This is a genomic window from Actinoallomurus oryzae, from assembly GCF_039541955.1.
Taxonomy (GTDB): domain Bacteria; phylum Actinomycetota; class Actinomycetes; order Streptosporangiales; family Streptosporangiaceae; genus Actinoallomurus; species Actinoallomurus oryzae.
Map to the genome: position 1 here is coordinate 220,405 of NZ_BAABHF010000054.1, position 16,642 is coordinate 237,046.

Annotated in this window: 16 protein-coding genes; 10 read left to right on the top strand and 6 right to left on the bottom strand. The window is 72.5% G+C overall.

Going from position 1 to position 16,642, the window contains the following annotated elements; translation table 11 throughout:
• Positions 1 to 6: 6 nt before the first annotated feature.
• From ABEA10_RS43750 to ABEA10_RS43760, 3 genes are all read right to left on the bottom strand, one after another.
• Positions 7 to 984 carry a thiamine pyrophosphate-dependent dehydrogenase E1 component subunit alpha gene (locus ABEA10_RS43750; protein WP_345474434.1) on the bottom strand — a complete coding sequence of 326 codons (978 nt, stop codon included), beginning with the start codon at positions 982 to 984 and terminating at the stop codon, positions 7 to 9.
• A gap of 85 nt (positions 985 to 1,069) precedes the next feature.
• Complete coding sequence (locus tag ABEA10_RS43755) at positions 1,070 to 1,810, bottom strand: IclR family transcriptional regulator (protein ID WP_345474436.1); 741 nt, start codon at positions 1,808 to 1,810, stop codon at positions 1,070 to 1,072.
• Between the two features lie 149 nt (positions 1,811 to 1,959).
• Positions 1,960 to 2,721, bottom strand: a complete 762-nt coding sequence (locus ABEA10_RS43760; RefSeq protein WP_345474438.1) for a hypothetical protein — start codon at positions 2,719 to 2,721, stop codon at positions 1,960 to 1,962.
• Positions 2,722 to 2,939: 218 nt separating this feature from the next.
• Here ABEA10_RS43760 and ABEA10_RS43765 point away from each other — a divergent pair, with 218 nt between their 5' ends.
• A complete protein-coding gene (locus ABEA10_RS43765) occupies positions 2,940 to 3,746 on the top strand; it encodes an SAM-dependent methyltransferase (RefSeq protein WP_345474440.1) in 807 nt (268 codons plus the stop codon).
• 95 nt (positions 3,747 to 3,841) lie between these two features.
• Positions 3,842 to 4,843, top strand: a complete 1,002-nt coding sequence (locus tag ABEA10_RS43770; RefSeq protein WP_345474442.1) for an NADP-dependent oxidoreductase — start codon at positions 3,842 to 3,844, stop codon at positions 4,841 to 4,843.
• Positions 4,844 to 4,859: 16 nt separating this feature from the next.
• Here ABEA10_RS43770 and ABEA10_RS43775 read toward each other — a convergent pair whose 3' ends face one another.
• Positions 4,860 to 5,789, bottom strand: coding sequence for an ArsR/SmtB family transcription factor (locus ABEA10_RS43775; RefSeq protein WP_345474444.1), 930 nt, complete (start codon positions 5,787 to 5,789; stop codon positions 4,860 to 4,862).
• Between the two features lie 90 nt (positions 5,790 to 5,879).
• On the opposite strand from ABEA10_RS43775, the gene ABEA10_RS43780 reads away from it, so the two are divergent.
• Together ABEA10_RS43780 and ABEA10_RS43785 are read left to right on the top strand one after the other, a co-directional pair.
• Positions 5,880 to 6,386, top strand: a complete 507-nt coding sequence (locus ABEA10_RS43780; protein ID WP_345474446.1) for a hypothetical protein — start codon at positions 5,880 to 5,882, stop codon at positions 6,384 to 6,386.
• A gap of 169 nt (positions 6,387 to 6,555) precedes the next feature.
• On the top strand, positions 6,556 to 8,127 hold the full coding sequence (locus ABEA10_RS43785) for a phytoene desaturase family protein (RefSeq protein WP_345474448.1): 1,572 nt from the start codon (positions 6,556 to 6,558) through the stop codon (positions 8,125 to 8,127).
• 412 nt (positions 8,128 to 8,539) lie between these two features.
• Here the strand turns inward: ABEA10_RS43785 and ABEA10_RS43790 are convergent, their stop codons facing one another.
• Positions 8,540 to 9,397 carry an SGNH hydrolase domain-containing protein gene (locus ABEA10_RS43790; protein WP_345474450.1) on the bottom strand — a complete coding sequence of 286 codons (858 nt, stop codon included), beginning with the start codon at positions 9,395 to 9,397 and terminating at the stop codon, positions 8,540 to 8,542.
• A 218-nt stretch (positions 9,398 to 9,615) separates the two neighbouring features.
• Here ABEA10_RS43790 and ABEA10_RS43795 point away from each other — a divergent pair, with 218 nt between their 5' ends.
• From ABEA10_RS43795 to ABEA10_RS43805, 3 genes are read left to right on the top strand one after another with little or no spacing between them, the layout of a single operon-like run.
• Positions 9,616 to 10,479: a DUF459 domain-containing protein gene (locus ABEA10_RS43795; protein ID WP_345474452.1), complete on the top strand. Its 864-nt coding sequence runs from the start codon at positions 9,616 to 9,618 to the stop codon at positions 10,477 to 10,479.
• 1 nt (position 10,480) lies between these two features.
• Positions 10,481 to 10,717, top strand: a complete 237-nt coding sequence (locus ABEA10_RS43800; RefSeq protein WP_345474455.1) for a hypothetical protein — start codon at positions 10,481 to 10,483, stop codon at positions 10,715 to 10,717.
• Between the two features lie 7 nt (positions 10,718 to 10,724).
• The gene (locus ABEA10_RS43805; protein ID WP_345474457.1) at positions 10,725 to 12,011 is read left to right on the top strand and encodes an acyltransferase family protein; all 1,287 of its coding nucleotides are present in this window, start codon (positions 10,725 to 10,727) and stop codon (positions 12,009 to 12,011) included.
• Positions 12,012 to 12,133: 122 nt separating this feature from the next.
• Here ABEA10_RS43805 and ABEA10_RS43810 read toward each other — a convergent pair whose 3' ends face one another.
• Complete coding sequence (locus ABEA10_RS43810) at positions 12,134 to 13,549, bottom strand: MFS transporter (protein ID WP_345474459.1); 1,416 nt, start codon at positions 13,547 to 13,549, stop codon at positions 12,134 to 12,136.
• A gap of 137 nt (positions 13,550 to 13,686) precedes the next feature.
• On the opposite strand from ABEA10_RS43810, the gene ABEA10_RS43815 reads away from it, so the two are divergent.
• From ABEA10_RS43815 to ABEA10_RS43825, 3 genes are all read left to right on the top strand, one after another.
• Positions 13,687 to 14,253 (top strand): TetR/AcrR family transcriptional regulator, encoded by a 567-nt coding sequence (locus ABEA10_RS43815; protein WP_345474461.1) that lies wholly within the window; start codon positions 13,687 to 13,689, stop codon positions 14,251 to 14,253.
• A gap of 100 nt (positions 14,254 to 14,353) precedes the next feature.
• Complete coding sequence (locus ABEA10_RS43820; RefSeq protein ID WP_345474463.1) at positions 14,354 to 15,577, top strand: multidrug effflux MFS transporter; 1,224 nt, start codon at positions 14,354 to 14,356, stop codon at positions 15,575 to 15,577.
• A 150-nt stretch (positions 15,578 to 15,727) separates the two neighbouring features.
• Positions 15,728 to 16,642 carry an ABC transporter ATP-binding protein gene (locus tag ABEA10_RS43825; protein WP_345474465.1) on the top strand — a complete coding sequence of 305 codons (915 nt, stop codon included), beginning with the start codon at positions 15,728 to 15,730 and terminating at the stop codon, positions 16,640 to 16,642.

Sequence of the window (16,642 nt, forward strand, 5' to 3'; positions counted from 1 at the left end):
TCTCTCCTAACGGGCGAAAACATGGTCACGGGCGGTCGCCGGATCCGGCTCGGCACTGGCGCGGGCGAACGCGATCGCGTCCTCGACGCGTTCGCTCGCCGCCTTCCGCGCCTGCTCGATCCCCGTGTCGTCGAGCAGGCCGCGCTCGCGCAGCGCCGCCTCGTACGTCGGGATCGGGTCGCGCCCCGGGACGCCTTCCAGGTCAGAGCGGTACGCCTGCGCGTCGCCCTCGAAGTGCCCCCACAACCGCAGTGTGTGCACCTCGATGAGGCTGGGCCCGTGCCCCGCGCGGGCCCGTTCGACGGCCCGGCCGGCGGCCTCGTACACGGCCTCGACGGAGTTGTCCTCGACCCGCTCCCCCGGCATGCCGTACCCGGCGGCGCGGTCGGCGTTGGAGGTGATGCACGTGGAGGCGCTGCGGGGTACGGAGATGCCCCAGTCGTTGTCCTCGACGACGAACACGACGGGCAGCCTCCACAGGGCCGCGAGGTTGAGCGACTCGTGGAAGGCACCCTGGTTCGCCGCGCCCTCACCGGTGACGGCGACCGCGATCCGGTCGGTGCCGCGGCGCCGGAACGCCAGCGCCTGCCCGAGGGCCGGCGGATAGCCCTCGGCGATGATGCCGGAGCAGGAGAAGTGCGTGGCCGGGTCGAACAGGTGCATGTGCCCGCCCCGCCCGCGCCCGAGCCCGCCGACGCGCCCGAAGATCTCCGCCGTCATCGCACGCAGGTCGACGCCGTGGGCGATGGCGAAGTGGTGCGGCCGGTGCGTCGCGGTCACCGCGTCGCCGGCGGTGAGGTGGGCGCAGATCCCGGCCGCGGCGGGCTCCTGCCCGGCGGACAGGTGCATCTCCCCCGGAATGGCGCCCGCGCCGATGTCGAACGCCGGCTTCTTGTCCGCGTGGTACTCGCGGAGGATCGCCTCCTCGAACGTGCGGATCAGCACCATCATCCGGTGGAGATCCAGCCTGAGCTGATCGTCCATGCGGGCCTCCCTGGCGTCTCCCGGCCACTGTCCATCGGGCGCCGGGCCTCGGGCAACGTCGTGGATTTCAGATGGTGATAGGGGCTCAGAGCGCGACGGCGCGGGCGATGCGGCGCGCGATCCGCCCGAGCCGGTCGGCGTCGGCCACCGACGAGGCGAACCGGCGGACCGGCACCGAGATGGCGATCGCGCCGACGAACCCGGGCGCGCGCACGGGCGCCGCGACACACGCGGTGCCGAGGAGGTACTCCTCGCGGTCGACGGCGTACGGCGGCCGCGCGCCGAGGGCCCGTTCGAGCACGCGGCGATCGGTGACCGTACGGGGGGTCAGGTCGGCGAGTTCGTGCCGCGCCAGGTAGTCGTCGCGGCACGGCTTGTCCAGACAGGACAGGATGCACTTGCCGAACGCGGTGGCGTGCGCGGCGTCGCGCATGCCGACCCACAGGTCGACGCACTCCGCACCGGGACCGTCGACGACGTCCACGAGCACGACCTCGCCGTCCTCGTAGGAGGACAGGTAGGCCGCCGCGCGCATCTCGTCGCGCAGGTGCGCGAGCATGGGCCGCGCGCGGCCGACGGCGGCCTGCCGCGCGTTGCCCTGCCGCAGGCCGTTCGCCCGGCCGCCGAGCACGTACCCGTCGTCGAGCTTGCGCAGGTAGCCCTCGTACACGAGGGTCCGCAGCAGGTGGTAGACGGTGGGGAGCGGCAGGTCGAGCGCGTGCGCGAGCCGCTTGGCCGTGGCGGGCCGCTCGCTGGCGCACACCGCGTCGAGCAGATGGAGCGCGCGCCGCACCGAGCCGATCAGCGTCGGGGTGGCCTCACCCACGGCGGCACCTCCGGAGGCGACTCGCTGCTACGGCATCAGCATGGAACCGCCCGCGTCCGTTGGCAACCGCCCCGTACGCTGGCCACGGCGGGGGCCGGTCTCGCGAGTGCCGGCGGGCGTCCGTTCTGCCGAGCCGTCCGGCGCCGCCGTCAGCGCGCGACCGCGACGCACACGCGGTACAGCAGGAACACGCCGCCGACGGCCAGTGGTATCACCCAGAGTGCCGGAGGCCACGTGTGCAGGCCGGCGAACAGGACGACACCCATCCACCAGGCGAAGACGGCGGGGAACGTCGCCGAGTCGGGGAGCGGCAGGGCGAAGGCGATGATCAGCATCACGCCGATCCAGCCGATCACCCAGGCGAACCCCAGCGACCAGTACGACCACTCGTCGTCGCTGTGGGAGCCGATCCGGAGCCGCGAGATACGGCCGTGCCAGACCTCGGCCGTGCCGCGGGTTCCCGCGCGCGCCGTGGCGTACATGGTGTGGTCGACCTCGAACGTGTGGCGTTCGCCGTCCGCGGTGCGCACGGTCAGCCGGTAGTGCGTGGTCTGCGACATCGGCAGGGCCGCCACGACCCGGCCCACCGGCAGGGCCGCCACGATCGGGTCCACCGGCAGCGCCGCGATCGACGGGCCCCAGCGGAAGGGGCCGGGCGCCGGGGGCGGCGGCGGTGGAGGTGGCTGCTGGGGCGGGTCGGGGTCGGGATCCTCGGTCGTGTAGGTGGAACGCGACACCACCGTCATGTCCATCCGCGTCACACAGTCGTCCCGCGCGACGGCGCCGCAGTAGCCGGCCTTCTCGAACGCCTGGCGATCGTGGTACGGACCGGACCCCAGAGCGATCCCGCCGGCGACGCACGCCGTCCCGGCGATCAACGCCGCCCAGCGCGTCCCCGTCCTGTGTCCCACGCCTCCAGCATGGCGGCCCGGAGGCCGGACGGCAGCCGGTTTTCGCCGGAGCCTCGGCGTTCGACGGGCACGGCCTCCGCCCGTTCTCCACGGCCCGCTACCCGAAAGCCGAACATTTCCCGCAATACACCGCAAAGACCTTTATTGCCGATGCCTTGCCGTCGCAACGCAACGCGTCGCTCCGGAGATTCGCGGGGGAAATACAGTACGCTCCTTACATGCCCGACGAACGTTCCACAATCCCGGATCTGCGCACCGATCGGCCGACTCCGGCCCGGATGTACGACTACTACCTCGGCGGCAAGGACAATTTCGCCGTCGACCGGGAAGCGGCCGAACAGGTGCTCAGCGCGGCCCCCGAGGTCCGCGTCCTGGCGCAGGAGAACCGGAAGTTCCTCGGCCGGGCGGTGCGCTATCTCGCCGCCGAGGCGGGCATCCGTCAGTTCATCGACGTCGGCACCGGGCTGCCGACCCAGGGCAACGTGCACGAGGTCGCCCAGGCCGTCGACCCGTCCGCGCGCGTGGTCTACGTCGACAACGACCCGATCGTGCGCGCCCACGCGCACGCGCTGCTGCCCTCCGACGGCACCACGGCGGTCATCGAGGCGGACATGCGCGACCCGGGCCCGATCCTGGACCACCCGGACCTGCACCGGCTGATCGACTTCAAGGAGCCGGTCGCCGTGCTGTTCATGTCGGTGCTGCACTTCATCGCCGACGAGGAGGACCCGTACGGCTTGGTGGCGGCCTTCCGCGACCGTTCCGTGCCCGGCAGCCATCTCGCGCTGTCCCACATCACCTCGCCGGAGCAGAACACCGACGGCGCCGCGGCCGCCGCGGACGTGTACAAGGCTCGCGCGACGTCCCCGGCCATCCTGCGCACGCCGAAGGAGATCGGTTCCCTCTTCGACGGGTACGACCTGGTCGAGCCAGGCCTGGTGTTCCTGCCGCAGTGGCGCCCGGACGCGCCGGCCGCGGACGCGGACTCGGTCTGGATGCTCTGCGGCGTCGGCCGCCGGCAGTAGGCGCTCCCGCCCGGGCGCGACGGCGGCCCGGGTGAACGTCTCCTCGCGTGCGGCGACTAGGGTTTTTCCCGACGCCCACGCGAGGAGTAGACACGGTGAAGACGCGCGAGGTCCATCTCACGGCGCGCCCGCAGGGCTGGCCGACGGCCGACGACTTCGCTCTCGTCGAGGTCGAACGCCCCGAGCCGGATGACGGCGAGGTGCTCGTACGCAACCTGTTCATGTCGGTCGACCCGTACATGCGCGGCCGGATGAACGACGTCAAGTCCTACGTGCCGCCGTACCGGCTGGGCGAGGTGATGACCGGCGGTGCCGTCGGCGAGGTCGTCGCGTCCCGCTCCCCCGACCTGGCCGAGGGCGACGTGGTCCTGCACGACTTCGGCTGGCGCGAGCACGCGCGGGGCCCGGCGCGCCGGTTCCGGCGGCTGACCCCGGTCGAGGGCGTCCCGCTGTCGGCGTACCTGGGCGCGCTCGGCATGCCCGCCATGACGGCGTACGTCGGGCTGCTGCACGTCGCCGAGATGAGGGAGGGCGACGCCGTCTTCGTCTCCGGCGCCGCGGGCGCGGTCGGTTCGATGGCCGGGCAGATCGCCCGGATCAAGGGCGCCCGGCGCGTGATCGGCAGCGCGGGCTCGGACGAGAAGGTCGCCTACCTCACCGGCCGTCTCGGCTTCGACGCCGCGTTCAACTACAAGTCCGGCCCGGTGCACCGGCTGCTGGCCGACAGCGCGCCCGACGGCGTCGACGTCTACTTCGACAACGTCGGCGGCGACCACCTCGAGGCCGCGATCGGCGCGTTCAACCAGGGCGGCCGGGCCGCGCTGTGCGGCGCGATCTCGGTGTACAACGCGACCGAGCCGCCGCCCGGCCCGCGCAACCTCGCCCTGCTCGTGGGCAAGCGGGGCACCCTCAAGGGATTCATCGTCACGGACTGGGCCGACCGGTACGGCGACTTCATCCGCGACGTGGGCGGCTGGATCCGCGACGGGAAGATCACCTTCGAGGAGACCTTCGTCGACGGCATCGACCACGCCGTCGACGCGTTCCTCGCCATGCTGCGGGGCGAGAACCTCGGCAAGATGATCGTCCGGTTGTAGGGGCCGGGCGCCGCGCTCAGTGCTCGCGCAGAAGACGCATTCCCAGCGGTGTGGCCACGTGGTTCACCGCCTTGCCCGTACGGAGCGTGACGATCAGGCCCGCGCCGCGCAGCGTCTTGGTGTGCGACGACACGGACGCGGCACTGACCCCCAGCTCGGCCGCGAGCTCGCTCGTCGTCCGTCCCTCGGTGACCGATGAGAGGATCGCCGCGCGGGTACGGCCGAGCAGCGCGGCGAGCGCGTCGCGGGCCTTGACGTCGACCAGCGGCAGCGGCGTGAGCGCCGGGTAGAGCAGCAGCATCGACCCGTCGGAGTGCCGGCCGATCATCGGCCGGCCGGTCCAGAACACCGACGGCATCAGCGTCAGGCCGCGGCCGGCCGGCGCGTGCGCGGAGTCCTCGGGCACCTCGATCTCCAGCGTGGTGCCGTTCCAGCGGGAGCCGGGGTACAGGCTCGCCAGGGCCGAGGCCACGCCCCGCTCGGCGAGCTGCGTCCGCCGCCAGGCGAGATCGGCGTCGAAGCTCGCGCGGACCCGCTCCCGGTCCGGCGCGATCACCGTGTCATGGGCACGCCGCAATGCGTTCTCGAGGAGCCGCCACGCTTCCCGGTCGAGGCCGGCCAGTCTCCTGACCCACGGTGTCGGCCGGGTCGTGCGCATGAGCTCGGCCCGCGCGTAGCCCGGCGGCGTGGACAGGACCGTCTCCAGCCCGTCCTCCAGGCCCTCGCTGCAGGGGTCGATGAACAGCGGTCCGTTCGCCCCGGGCGGGATCAGCTCCAGCAGCGCCCGCGCCTCGCCGGTCAGGCGCGTACGGCGGGTCCAGCTCGCGAACACGGCGTCGTCGCGCTGATAGGTGGCGACCGCCATTCCCAGCTCCAGCAGCGGAGCCGGCCGGTCGGCGAACCGGACGTTCATCAGGTCCTCTGCGGTGAAGCGCAGTCGAAGCACTTTCGCGACCTTTCGCCCTGGGTCTAAACCATGGCGCCCCCGGGACGGGCGAGACGACGATGCGCGGAAAGCTCTCCCGAAAGGCAGGCAATGCGCAGACTATCCACCATCGCCGCCGTCGCCGGAATCACCGTCGTCCTGGGAGCCCCGGTCGCCGGGGCCACCGGTGGAAATGACGGCTGGGTGCCGTACCGGACCCAGCCCTTCGACGCCGTCGGCCGATGCTCCTTCACCGTCCACGCCGACATCGTCCAGGATGAGGAGGAGGTCCGAACCGACGCGACCTTTCCGGACGGGTCACCGAGGATCCAGGAGTTCCGCGGACCGCTCGTGATCCGCCTCACCAACACCGCCAACGGCAAGTCGGCCGTCCGCGACGTGTCCGGCTACGGCCGGGTCGTGAACATGCAGAACGGCGGGGCGATCTGGTACTTCGGCCAGGGCGTGGCGATCGGCATCCCGATCGGCAACAAGGCCTACCCGGCGGGCTATTACGTCGTGCACGGCCGGTCCTGGTACACGATCCGGCCGGACGGCACCCGCGACATCAAGGACCGGCACGCGGACGTGGAGAACATGTGCCGGACGCTGGCCTGAGACCTGCCGGAACCTTCGCCCGGGTTCCGGTCCGCCTCTGAGCCGCGGTGCCGGAGGGCGCCGTGGTCGCCGGGCGTGGCGACCACGGCGCCTTCCCCTGATCGTCTTGTGTCTCCCGGCCGCGCGAGCGACGATCGACACTGATCGACGAATCAGCGAGGAGTCGCCGGTGTACGACGTTCTGGTGGTCGGTGGCGGGCACAACGGCCTCGTCGCCGCCGCGTACCTCGCCAAGGCGGGCCTGACGGTGTGCGTCTGCGAGGCGCGCGACGTGGTGGGCGGCGCGGCGGTGAGCGAGCACCCGTTCGGCCCCGACTACACGGTCACGTCCCTGTCGTACGTGGTCAGCCTGCTTCCTCCCGCGCTGATCCGCGACCTGCGGCTGGACCGCCACGGGTACCACGTCTACCCGCAGGGCCCCTACTTCGCGCCGCGCGCCGACGGCGGCCACCTGCGGCTGCCCGACGATCCGGCGCGGCGGCGAGAGGAGATCGGCCGGTTCTCCCCCAAGGACGCCGCGGCGTACGAGCGCTGGGACGCGTGGATGGGCGAGCTGGGCGGCGTGCTCGGCCCGCTCCTCGAACGGATCCCGCCCAGGCTCGGCTCGCGCCGTCCCGCCGACCTCCTCGGTCAGGCCCGGCTGCTGCGCGTGCTGAAGAACCTCGACGTGCGCTCGGCCGTCGATGTCACCCGGATCCTCACCGACAGCATCGCCGACCTGGTCGAGGACCGGTTCGAGTCCGACGCGATGCGGGGCGTGCTGTCGGTCAGCGGGGTGATCGGCACGTGGGCGGGGCCGCGCTCGGCCGGCACCGCGTACGTCATGCTCCACCACCACGTCGGCGAGACCACGTGGGGGTTCCCGCGCGGCGGCATGGGCGGGGTGACCAAGGCCCTCGCGGCGGCGGCGCGCAACTTCGGCGCGGAGATCCGCACGTCCGCGCCGGTGGCCCGGATCGGCGTCGCCGGCGGGCAGGTCACCGGTGTCACGCTGGAGTCCGGCGAGGAGCTTGCCGCGCGCACCGTCATCACCACGACCCACCCGGCCATCGCGTTCCTGCGGCTGCTCGACCGCGGCGACCTGCCGGAGGACTTCGTCGCCGACATCGAGCGCTGGCGGACCCGCAGCGGCACCGTCAAGATCAACCTGGCGGTGGACCGGCCCCCGGCGTTCCGCGGCGTCGACGGCTTCGACCCCGAGGCGCACGGCGGCACGATCGTGCTGGCCGAGTCGCTGGACGACGTCGAGGGCGCCTTCCAGGACGCGGTCGCCGGGCGTCCCGCGGCGCTGCCGTTCGCCGACGTCTGCATCCCCAGCGTGTTCGACGACTCGCTCGCGCCGGAGGGCCACCACATCGTGTCGATGTTCACCCAGTGGGTGCCGCACACGTGGCACGCGTCGCAGCCGCGAGCGGAACTGGAGGCCTACGCCGACCGGGTGATCGCCCGGATGGAGGCGGTCGCACCGGGCTTCACGTCCTCGGTGCTGCACCGCCAGGTGATCGGCCCGTACGACATGGAACACGAGTACCACCTCATCGGCGGCAACATCTTCCACGGCGAGCTGACCCCGGGCCAGATGTTCCACGCCCGGCCCGCGGCCGGCTACGCGGACCTGCGCACCCCGATCAGCGGGCTGTACCAGGCCGGCTCGGCGACACACGGCGGCGGAGGCGTCACCGGCGTCCCGGGCCGCAACGTCGTACGCCAGGTGCTGAAGGACCGCCGCAGGAGGCGATGAGCCGGATGCGACGGCGGTATCGGCGCCCGGCGGGTGCGGGCCGGGTGCCGACACCTTCATGTCAGGCCGGTGCCGCGTCGGGCCGGCCCAGGTGGCGGGCGACCAGAGGGCTCCGGTGACTTCCCACGGTGAAGTCGCGTTCGAGGACGCCGTTCGCCGAAGTCTCGGCGGTGAAGTGGAGTGAATGCGTGGCCGTCGCCTTTCGGGGGTGCCTTTGTCATAGAGGCGCACCCGGCAACCCCTACGTCAGTCACCCGGCCGTGACGACGAGGGGAGCACCCACACCGATACAGCGACCATGGGTCTCACCTCCTCGCGTGACATCACGGCCTCCGGCACGGTACCGGCCGACGCCGCCACGCCCAACCCTGTTCCGGCGCTTGGTACGCACTCGGCAGGTCCGGTCGGCGCCTCAGCGGTCGAGGCGGGTGAGGGCGGGGACGTGGGCGGTCAGGTAGGCGGCGACGCGCGTGCCGCCGGGGTCGTCGTAGTGGGTCGTGTCCGGCCGGAAGTCGATGCCGTTCACCGGGCGGCAGGGCGGCCCGGCCGGGCAGACCAGCGGCGCCACGTCGACGACCGACACCCTGTCGCGGTGCCGGGCCGCCCAGCGGGTGTACAGGTCGCGTAGCTTCTCCACGCTCGGCCCCGGGGCGTCGAGCCTTCGCGGCGCCGAGCCCTCGTACCAGAGCGGCAGGATGACCACGATCCGGGCGCCGCCGCGGCCGACCCGGCTGAGCGTGCCGTCCCACTGCGCCATCAGTTCTCTTCCCCATTCTTCCGAGCCCGATGGCACTTTCCCCGTGGCGCCCTCTATGTCCCACATCTCGCTGATCGAATGCCACAGGATCACCGGCGGGGCGTATTTCGCCACCAGGGCGTTCTGCTTCGTTTTCACGAGTTTCGGGCAATTGCCGCCCCGGAGTTTCTTGGTGATGCCATGCATGGTGGACAGGAAGGGCAGCGTGCCCGCAGGGCAGCCCGACAGCGCGCCGTCGATGACGCGCACGCCGTGCGGCCCGAGCCGCCGGGCGAGGTAGTACGCGTAGTCGCGGGCCACCGAGTCGCCGATCACGGCCACGGTCTTCGCGGAGGGGGCCGTCGAGGAGCCCGTGACCACGAACGGGAGGGCGTCGCCGCCGGGCGGCGTGGGCTTCGGCAGGTTCATGTGGTGCGGCGGCGGCGGGTCCGTGCGCGCCGAGGCGGGCGGGCCGTACGCCGTGATCGCCAGCGGCAGCGGCAGCGAGCACGCCAGCATGAGTCCTGAGATCATCCCGGCCATCGGCTTCACGGCTTTTTCCGGGCGTTTTCGGGCTGTTTCCGGTCTTGAATTCCTGGTCACAGCGGGGGACCTTAGCCCCCATAGAGCAGGTCATACGCCGGGCGCGTTCATTTGAAAAGAGATTGACCGTCGTCATTGGCGCCGTTTGCCCGCGAAAATCGGTCCTCCCGTACCTTGGACGCGCAGATGTCAGCGCCTCGGGGAGTGTCATGCGCCGCTTTCACGCGATTTCGAGTGCCGGCCTGCTGGCCGCCGTCCTGGCAGTGGGCGGCTGTGCCGGGCACGGCGCCCGGCGAGGCGGCGGAGGCGGCGGCGGCGCGGACGCGGCCGGGGCGGCGGTCCCGCTCGGGAGCGCCGCGCTCGCGCCGGGCGTCCGGGGCGTGAAGCTCCTCGTGGTCGGTGACTCCTGGGCGAGGAACCTCGGTGTCGGCGCGGCCGACGCCGACCGGGACCGGCGCAACGTCGTGGTGAACGCGGGTGAACCCGGCTGCGGCCTGATGCAGCCGGTCCGCATCCGCCGGCAGGGACGGATGATCGCCGCGCCGGCCCGGTGCAACCGCTGGCCCGAACGCTGGCGGGATCTCGTCGCGCGCTACCACCCGACGGCGGTGCTGCTCGAGGTCGGCTACTGGGACGGCCAGGACTCCCAGCAGCTGCCCGGCCACACGGGGGTCCAGTCCATCACCGGACCGGACTTCCGGCGCCGGTTCGACGCACAGGTCGACCGGGCCATCGGGATCCTCAGCGCGGGCGGGGCGCGGGTCTACCTGCCGACCGTCGTCGACAACAGCGACGCGGCGCGGGCGAACTCCGACGCCATGAACGCGGCCGTCCACGCGGCGGTTCGCCGGAACCCGGCCCACGCCGCACTGCTCGACCTGCACGGTCAGCTCTGCAGCGCGGCGAAGGTCTGCCCGCGCGAGGTGTCCGGCATCCAGGTCTACGACGACACGGGCCACCCGTCGGCCGCCGCGCACGACCGGCTCGGCGCCTGGATTCTCAACTCCATCCACACCGACCTGTCCCGTACGCCTCCGCGCGGAGGGCAGGTCCCGACGAAAGCAGGTCACTGACATGACGGTTCGCACACTGGTCCTGTCATTCATCGGCGCGGGCGTGCTCGCGTCGGCGCTGGCGCCCGCCGCGATGGCGGGCACCGACAACTGGCGCTTCGTCAAGGTCTACCGCTCGCTCGCGTCCTGCCAGGGCGCCGGCAAGAGCATCGTCGGCCGGCACCAGGCACGCGAGTACCGGTGCGAGAACGACTACAACAAGGCGGGCGTGCCCGTACTCGACCTCTACACGCGCTGATCCGCGCGTGAACCCACAACGCGGAACGGGCCCGGTCGCCGAGGCGGCCAGAACGGGCGGGGCGCCGGCGGGCGCCCCGCCCCGCCGTCTCACCGGTGACGAGCGGATCGGCGCCGTCGACGGGCTCCGCGCGGTCGCGGTGGCCGGGGTGATCGCCTTTCACCTCGGCCTCGGTGTCCGAGGCGGGTTCCTCGGCGTCGATCTGTTCTTCGTCATCTCCGGATACGTCATCACCCGGCTGCTGCTGACCGAATGGCACCGCACCGGCTCCATCGCCTGGGCGCGGTTCTGGGGCCGCCGGGCGCGCCGCCTGCTGCCGGCCGTCCTGGCGCTGCTCGTCGTGGTGCAGGTCTGGCTCCACCTCGGCGCGCTGCCCGAACTGCGCTCCACCACCGACGCCCAGACCGTGGCGGCGCTGACCTACGTGTCCAACTGGTACGCGATCTTCGCCGGTGTCTCGTACTGGGGCGCCCTAACCTCCGGCGCGCCGCTGACCCACCTGTGGTCGCTGGCCGTGGAAGAGCAGTTCTACCTGGTCTGGCCGCTCGTGCTCATCGCGGTGCTGCTCACCGTGCGCTCGCGGCGCGCACTGGCCGTCGTGGCCGCCGCCGGAGCGGTGACCTCGTACGCCACGGGGGCGCTGCTGTTCCGCGGCGAGGGTACCGACCGCGCCTACCTCGGCACCGACGCGCGCAGCGGCGCCCTGCTCCTCGGCGTGCTTTGCGCGCTGGCCCTGACCCGTACGGCCCCGGCCCCGGACGGCTCGTGGGACCGGCGGCTGCCACCAGGCAGGCGCGCGGTGGTCCGCCCGGCGCTCGCCCTCGCGGTCGCCGCGCTGACCGTTCTCTGGGCGACCGCGCGGATCGAGGCCCCGTGGCTGTACGAAGGCGGCCTGGCCGTGGCCGGCGTGGCGGCGGCCGTCGTCATCGCGGCACTGGTCGCGGTGCCCGGCTGCCGGGCGGCGCGCCTGCTGCGGGCGCGTCCGGTCGTCTACGTGGGTCGTCTCAGCTACTCGCTGTACCTGTGGCACTGGCCGGTGCACGTCTTCGCCGTGCACCGGCACGCCCACCTCGCATGGCCGCTCCAGGTGGCGGGCGAGATCGCCGCCGCCTTCGCGTTGAGCGTGCTGTCGTTCCACTTCGTGGAGACCCCGGCCCGGCGCGTACGGCGGCCGCTCGTGCTGGCGGCACCGCTGCTGGCCTGCGGGGTGCTCGTCCTGGCCGGCGCGATGTACGCCCGGCCGGCGCCGCCCGCCGAGCAGGGGACCGGCGTCACCGTCCACGGCGGCCCCTGAGCGTGCGTCGGAAGGGACTTCGGGCACATGCCGGGCCGGTGTCCAGGTCCCGGCCGCGAGCGGCGCCCGGTGTCGTGAGCCGGCCGTCGCGCCCCCGCGCCGACGGCCGGCTCACGCCGCGCTCAGCGGGCGGAGCGCCGTACGAAGACGATCGCCGTGGCCAGGGCCACCGTGACGAACGCCGCCGCCACCGCGAAGGCGACCGAGGTGCCGTGAACGGCGCCGCCGTGCCGGCCGGCCGTGCCGAACACCGAGACCAGCACGGCCATCCCCAGGGCACCGCCGACCTGCTGCATGGTCTGCAGCAGGCCGGACGCCGCCCCCGAGTCCTCCCGGCGTACGCCGGACAGGATCGTGAGGGTGAGCGGCAGGAACACGATCCCGGCGCCCAGGCCGAACAGGACCAGCGGTCCGAGCATGGCCCCCGCGTAGCCGCTCGACGCGGTCAGGCGCGTGAGCCAGAGCATCCCGGCCAGCATGAACGGCAGGCCGGCCAGCATCAGCCGCCGCGCGCCGAACCTCGGCACGAGCCGCGGCGCCAGCCGTGCGACGCCGAACAGCAGCCCGGTCATCGGGAGGAACGCCAGCCCGGCCTTCAGCGGGCTGAAGCCGAGGGAGTTCTGCAGGAACTGGACGAGGAAGAAGAACATCCCGAACATGGCCGCCGCGAGCAGCAGCATGGCGAAGTAGGCGCCCGCGCGGGCCCGGTCGGCGAAGAGACGGAGCGGCACCACCGGCTGCCCCGCCCGCGCCTCCACCGTCACGAACGCCGCGAGCAGGACCACCCCGGCGGCGACCGCCAGGAGCGTCGTCGTGTCGCTCCAGCCCGCGTCGGCGGCGCGGATGAACGCGTAGACCAGGGCGACCATGCCCGTGACGGACGTGACCGCGCCGATGACGTCGAGCCGGCCGCGGTGCCGCTCGGTCTCCGCCAGGAACATCGGGGCGAGCAGGAGCACCACCGCTCCCACGGGCACGTTGATGAACAGGACCCACCGCCAGGAGGCCCAGTCGGTGAGCACGCCGCCCAGGATCAGGCCGACGGACGCGCCCGCCGAGCTGGTGGCGGAGAAGATGCTGAGGGCGCGGTTACGTTCGGACCCCTCGGCGAAGTTGGTGGTGATGAGGGCGAGCGCGCCGGGCGCCGCGAGCGCCGCTCCCCCGCCCTGGACGGCGCGGGCGGCGAGCAGCCACGCGGCCGAGGTGGCGAACCCGCCGGCCAGTGAGGCCAGAGTGAACACCGCGATGCCGGTGACGAACACCCGGCGGCGGCCGAGGATGTCACCGGCGCGCCCGCCGAGCAGCAGCAGGCCGCCGAACGTGAGCGAGTAGGCGTTACTGACCCACGACAGGCCGGTGGCGGAGAAGTGCAGGCTGCTCTGGATCTCGGGTAGGGCGACGAAGACGACGGTCGCGTCGAGCACGACCATGAGCTGGCACGCGACGATCACGGCCAGGGAGATCCCGGGGTGACGCGCGTGCCGCGCGGGTCCGCCGGCGATCGGCGTCCCGCGCGGAGAGACGGTCTGCTGGGACATGAGTCATAGACTCCTTCTGCAGGAAGTGCACCGGGCGTCCCCCGAAGTGGCTGTCGGGGCCGCCCGGGCCTAACCGGAGGGTGCCTCCGTTACGATACGGAGGTATCCTCCGGTACGCAACCGTGCCCGGAGGAGCGATGACGACCGCCGATCAGCGCCCCATGCGCGCCGACGCGCGCCGCAACTACAAGCGGCTGCTCGACGAGGCCAAGGCCGCCTTCCTCGAACACGGCGCGGACGCCCCGCTGGAGGACATCGCCCGGCGCGCGCACGTCGGCATCGGCACGCTCTACCGCCACTTTCCGACCCGGCTGGCACTCCAGGCCGCCGTGTACCAGGAGCAGGTCGACGGCCTGTGCGCCAAGGCGTACGAGCTGCTGGAGACCGAGCGGAGCGGGGACGCGCTGGCCGCCTGGATGCGGTCGTTCGCCGAGTACGCCACGAGCAGGCGCGGCCTGATGCAGACCCTGAAAGAGGTCATCGACGTACGCTCGGACCTGTTCGCCCGCTGCCACGACGAGATCCGGGGCGCGGCCGGCACGGTGCTCGCCGAGGCCCAGCGGGCCGGCACCGTACGCCCCGAGGTGACCGTCGAGGACCTGCTTCGCCTGACCCACGGTCTCTCCGTGGCGACCCAGTCCGCGCCGGAGAGCGCCGACCGGCTGCTCACCTACCTGCTCGACGGCCTCCGCCCGCAGCACTGATCATCCCTTTCCCCCGGAGAATGCCCAGGTCAGTGCGGGAATTCCCAGGTCAGCACCGTCTGTTTAGCTCCTGAGGTTCTTCAGACCGGAAGGAGATCGGGTGACGGCCATCGCCGAGCGCACCAGGCACGCGGCGGGCAGGGCGGAGCGGATCCGCGTGTTCCTCATTCTGGGCGCGCTGAGCGCCATCGGTCCGCTGTCGATCGACATGTACCTGCCGGCCCTGCCGAAGCTCACCCGTGATCTTGCGGCCGGGCCCTCCCTCGTCCAGCTCACGCTCACGGCGTGCATGATCGGCCTGGCCGCGGGGCAGGTGATCGCCGGTCCGATCAGCGACATGTGGGGCCGCCGGCGGCCGATGTTCGCCGGCATCGCGATCTACACCGTCGCCTCTCTGGCGTGCGTCGTCGCACCCAACGTGGAACTGCTGGTCGCGCTGCGGCTGATCCAGGGCGTGTCCGGGGCGGCGTGCATCGTGATCTCCCGGGCGGTGGTCCGCGACATGCACGACGGCCCGGCCGCGGCCCGGTTCTTCTCGCTGTTGATGCTGGTGAACGGCATCGCGCCGGTGGCCGCGCCGGTGATCGGCGCACAGGTGCTGCGCTTCACGTCCTGGCGGGGCGTGTTCGGGGTCCTGGCCTTCCTCGGCGTGCTGATGACCGTCTCGATGCTGGGGCTGCGCGAGACGCTGCCGCCCGCGGAGCGGCACACGGGCGGCCTCCGGGCGGCCGTACGGACCTTCGGGGCACTGTGCGCCGACCGGGTCTTCATGGGGTACGCGCTGGCGGGCGGCTTCGCCTTCGCGGCGATGTTCGCCTACATCTCCGGATCGCCGTTCGTCGTGCAGAACATCTACGGCCTGTCGCCGCAGACCTACAGCCTGATCTTCGCCGTCAACTCCCTGGGCATCGTGGCGTTCGGCCAGGTCAGCGGCCTGCTGGTCGGACGGGTCCGGCTGATCACCCTCCTGACCGCAGGACTTGGGATCTCGCTGCTCGGCGGCGTGCTGCTGCTCGTCGCCGTGTTCGGCGGGCTGGGCCTGCCCGGAGTGCTGGTCGCGCTGTTCCTCGTGGTCTCCGCGATCGGCCTGACCCTGCCGAACTCGACCGCGCTCGCCCTGACGGGCCGCCCGGCGAACGTCGCGGGCAGCGCGTCGGCCCTGTTCGGCCTGCTGCAGTACGTCGTCGGAGCCGTCGCCGCACCGCTGGTCGGGCTGGCCGGCTCGCACTCGGCCGCCCCGATGGCCGTCGTCATCGCCGCCTCGGCCGCCGTGGGCGTCCTGCTCCTCGCCGGTCTCACCCGAGGTCACCACCAGCCGCAGTGAGCCGGGACCGGCCTCGGCCGTCTGGCGGCCGGGTCCACCGATCGGTCGATAGGCCGATCCACCCGCGGCGTACCCGGGTGGTCGATCCGCCGTCATGGTCGCGCGGGCGATGCTCATGACCGTACCCAGGGAGAGCCGAGGAGCACGGTCATGCCGGTCATCGAAGTCACCAACCTGCACAAACGCTACGGCGACACCGTCGCCGTGGACGACGTCTCGTTCAGCGTCGAGGAGGGCGAGATCTTCGGGATCCTCGGCCCGAACGGCGCCGGCAAGACCACCACCGTCGAGTGCGTGGAGGGGTTGCGCGCCCCCGACCGGGGTCGTGTCTCGGTGCTCGGGCTGGACCCGCGGCGCGACCGCGCCGAGCTCACCCAGCGGGTCGGCGTGCAGCTGCAGCAGAGCGATCTGCCGGAGAAGATGAAGGTCGCCGAGGCCATCGCGCTGTACGGCTCCTTCTACCGCAGGCCCGCCGACGGGGAACGGCTCATCGACGAGCTCGGCCTCGGCGGGAAGCGCGACACCCGGTTCGGCAAGCTGTCCGGCGGCCAGAAGCAGCGCGTGTCGATCGCGCTCGCGCTGGCGGGCAGCCCCGAGATCGCGGTGCTCGACGAGCTGACCACCGGGCTGGACCCGCAGGCGCGCCGGGACACCTGGCGGCTCATCGAGCAGGTACGGGACCGGGGCGTCACGATCCTGCTGGTCACGCACTTCATGGAGGAGGCCGAGCGGCTCTGCGACCGCATCGCGGTGATCGACTCGGGCCGGGTCGTGGCGGTCGACACGCCCGCCGGACTCGTGTCCCGCGTCGACCCTGAGCAGCGCATCCGGTTCCGGCCCTCGCCCGCGCTGGACGACCGGCTGCTCAAGGAGCTGCCCGAGGTGCACACGGTGACCCGGTCCGGCGACCAGCTCACGGTGACCGGCACGGGCGGTCTCCTCCAGGCGGTCACCTCGGTGCTCGCCCGCAACGACATCATCGCCGCCGACCTCCGGGTCGAGCAGACCAGTCTCGACGACGCCTTCGTCGCCCTCACCGGCCGCAGCATCGCCCAGGAGGCCTGA

What these genes read in the sequence shown, in the direction of transcription:
- ABEA10_RS43750 (WP_345474434.1), bottom strand. Translation starts at nt 984, where the DNA reads ATGGACGATCAGCTCAGGCTGGATCTCCACCGGATGATGGTGCTGATC.
- ABEA10_RS43765 (WP_345474440.1), top strand. Translation starts at nt 2,940, where the DNA reads ATGCCCGACGAACGTTCCACAATCCCGGATCTGCGCACCGATCGGCCG.
- ABEA10_RS43780 (WP_345474446.1), top strand. Translation starts at nt 5,880, where the DNA reads ATGCGCAGACTATCCACCATCGCCGCCGTCGCCGGAATCACCGTCGTC.
- ABEA10_RS43790 (WP_345474450.1), bottom strand. Translation starts at nt 9,397, where the DNA reads ATGATCTCAGGACTCATGCTGGCGTGCTCGCTGCCGCTGCCGCTGGCG.
- ABEA10_RS43795 (WP_345474452.1), top strand. Translation starts at nt 9,616, where the DNA reads ATGCGCCGCTTTCACGCGATTTCGAGTGCCGGCCTGCTGGCCGCCGTC.
- ABEA10_RS43800 (WP_345474455.1), top strand. Translation starts at nt 10,481, where the DNA reads ATGACGGTTCGCACACTGGTCCTGTCATTCATCGGCGCGGGCGTGCTC.
- ABEA10_RS43810 (WP_345474459.1), bottom strand. Translation starts at nt 13,549, where the DNA reads ATGTCCCAGCAGACCGTCTCTCCGCGCGGGACGCCGATCGCCGGCGGA.
- ABEA10_RS43815 (WP_345474461.1), top strand. Translation starts at nt 13,687, where the DNA reads ATGACGACCGCCGATCAGCGCCCCATGCGCGCCGACGCGCGCCGCAAC.
- ABEA10_RS43825 (WP_345474465.1), top strand. Translation starts at nt 15,728, where the DNA reads ATGCCGGTCATCGAAGTCACCAACCTGCACAAACGCTACGGCGACACC.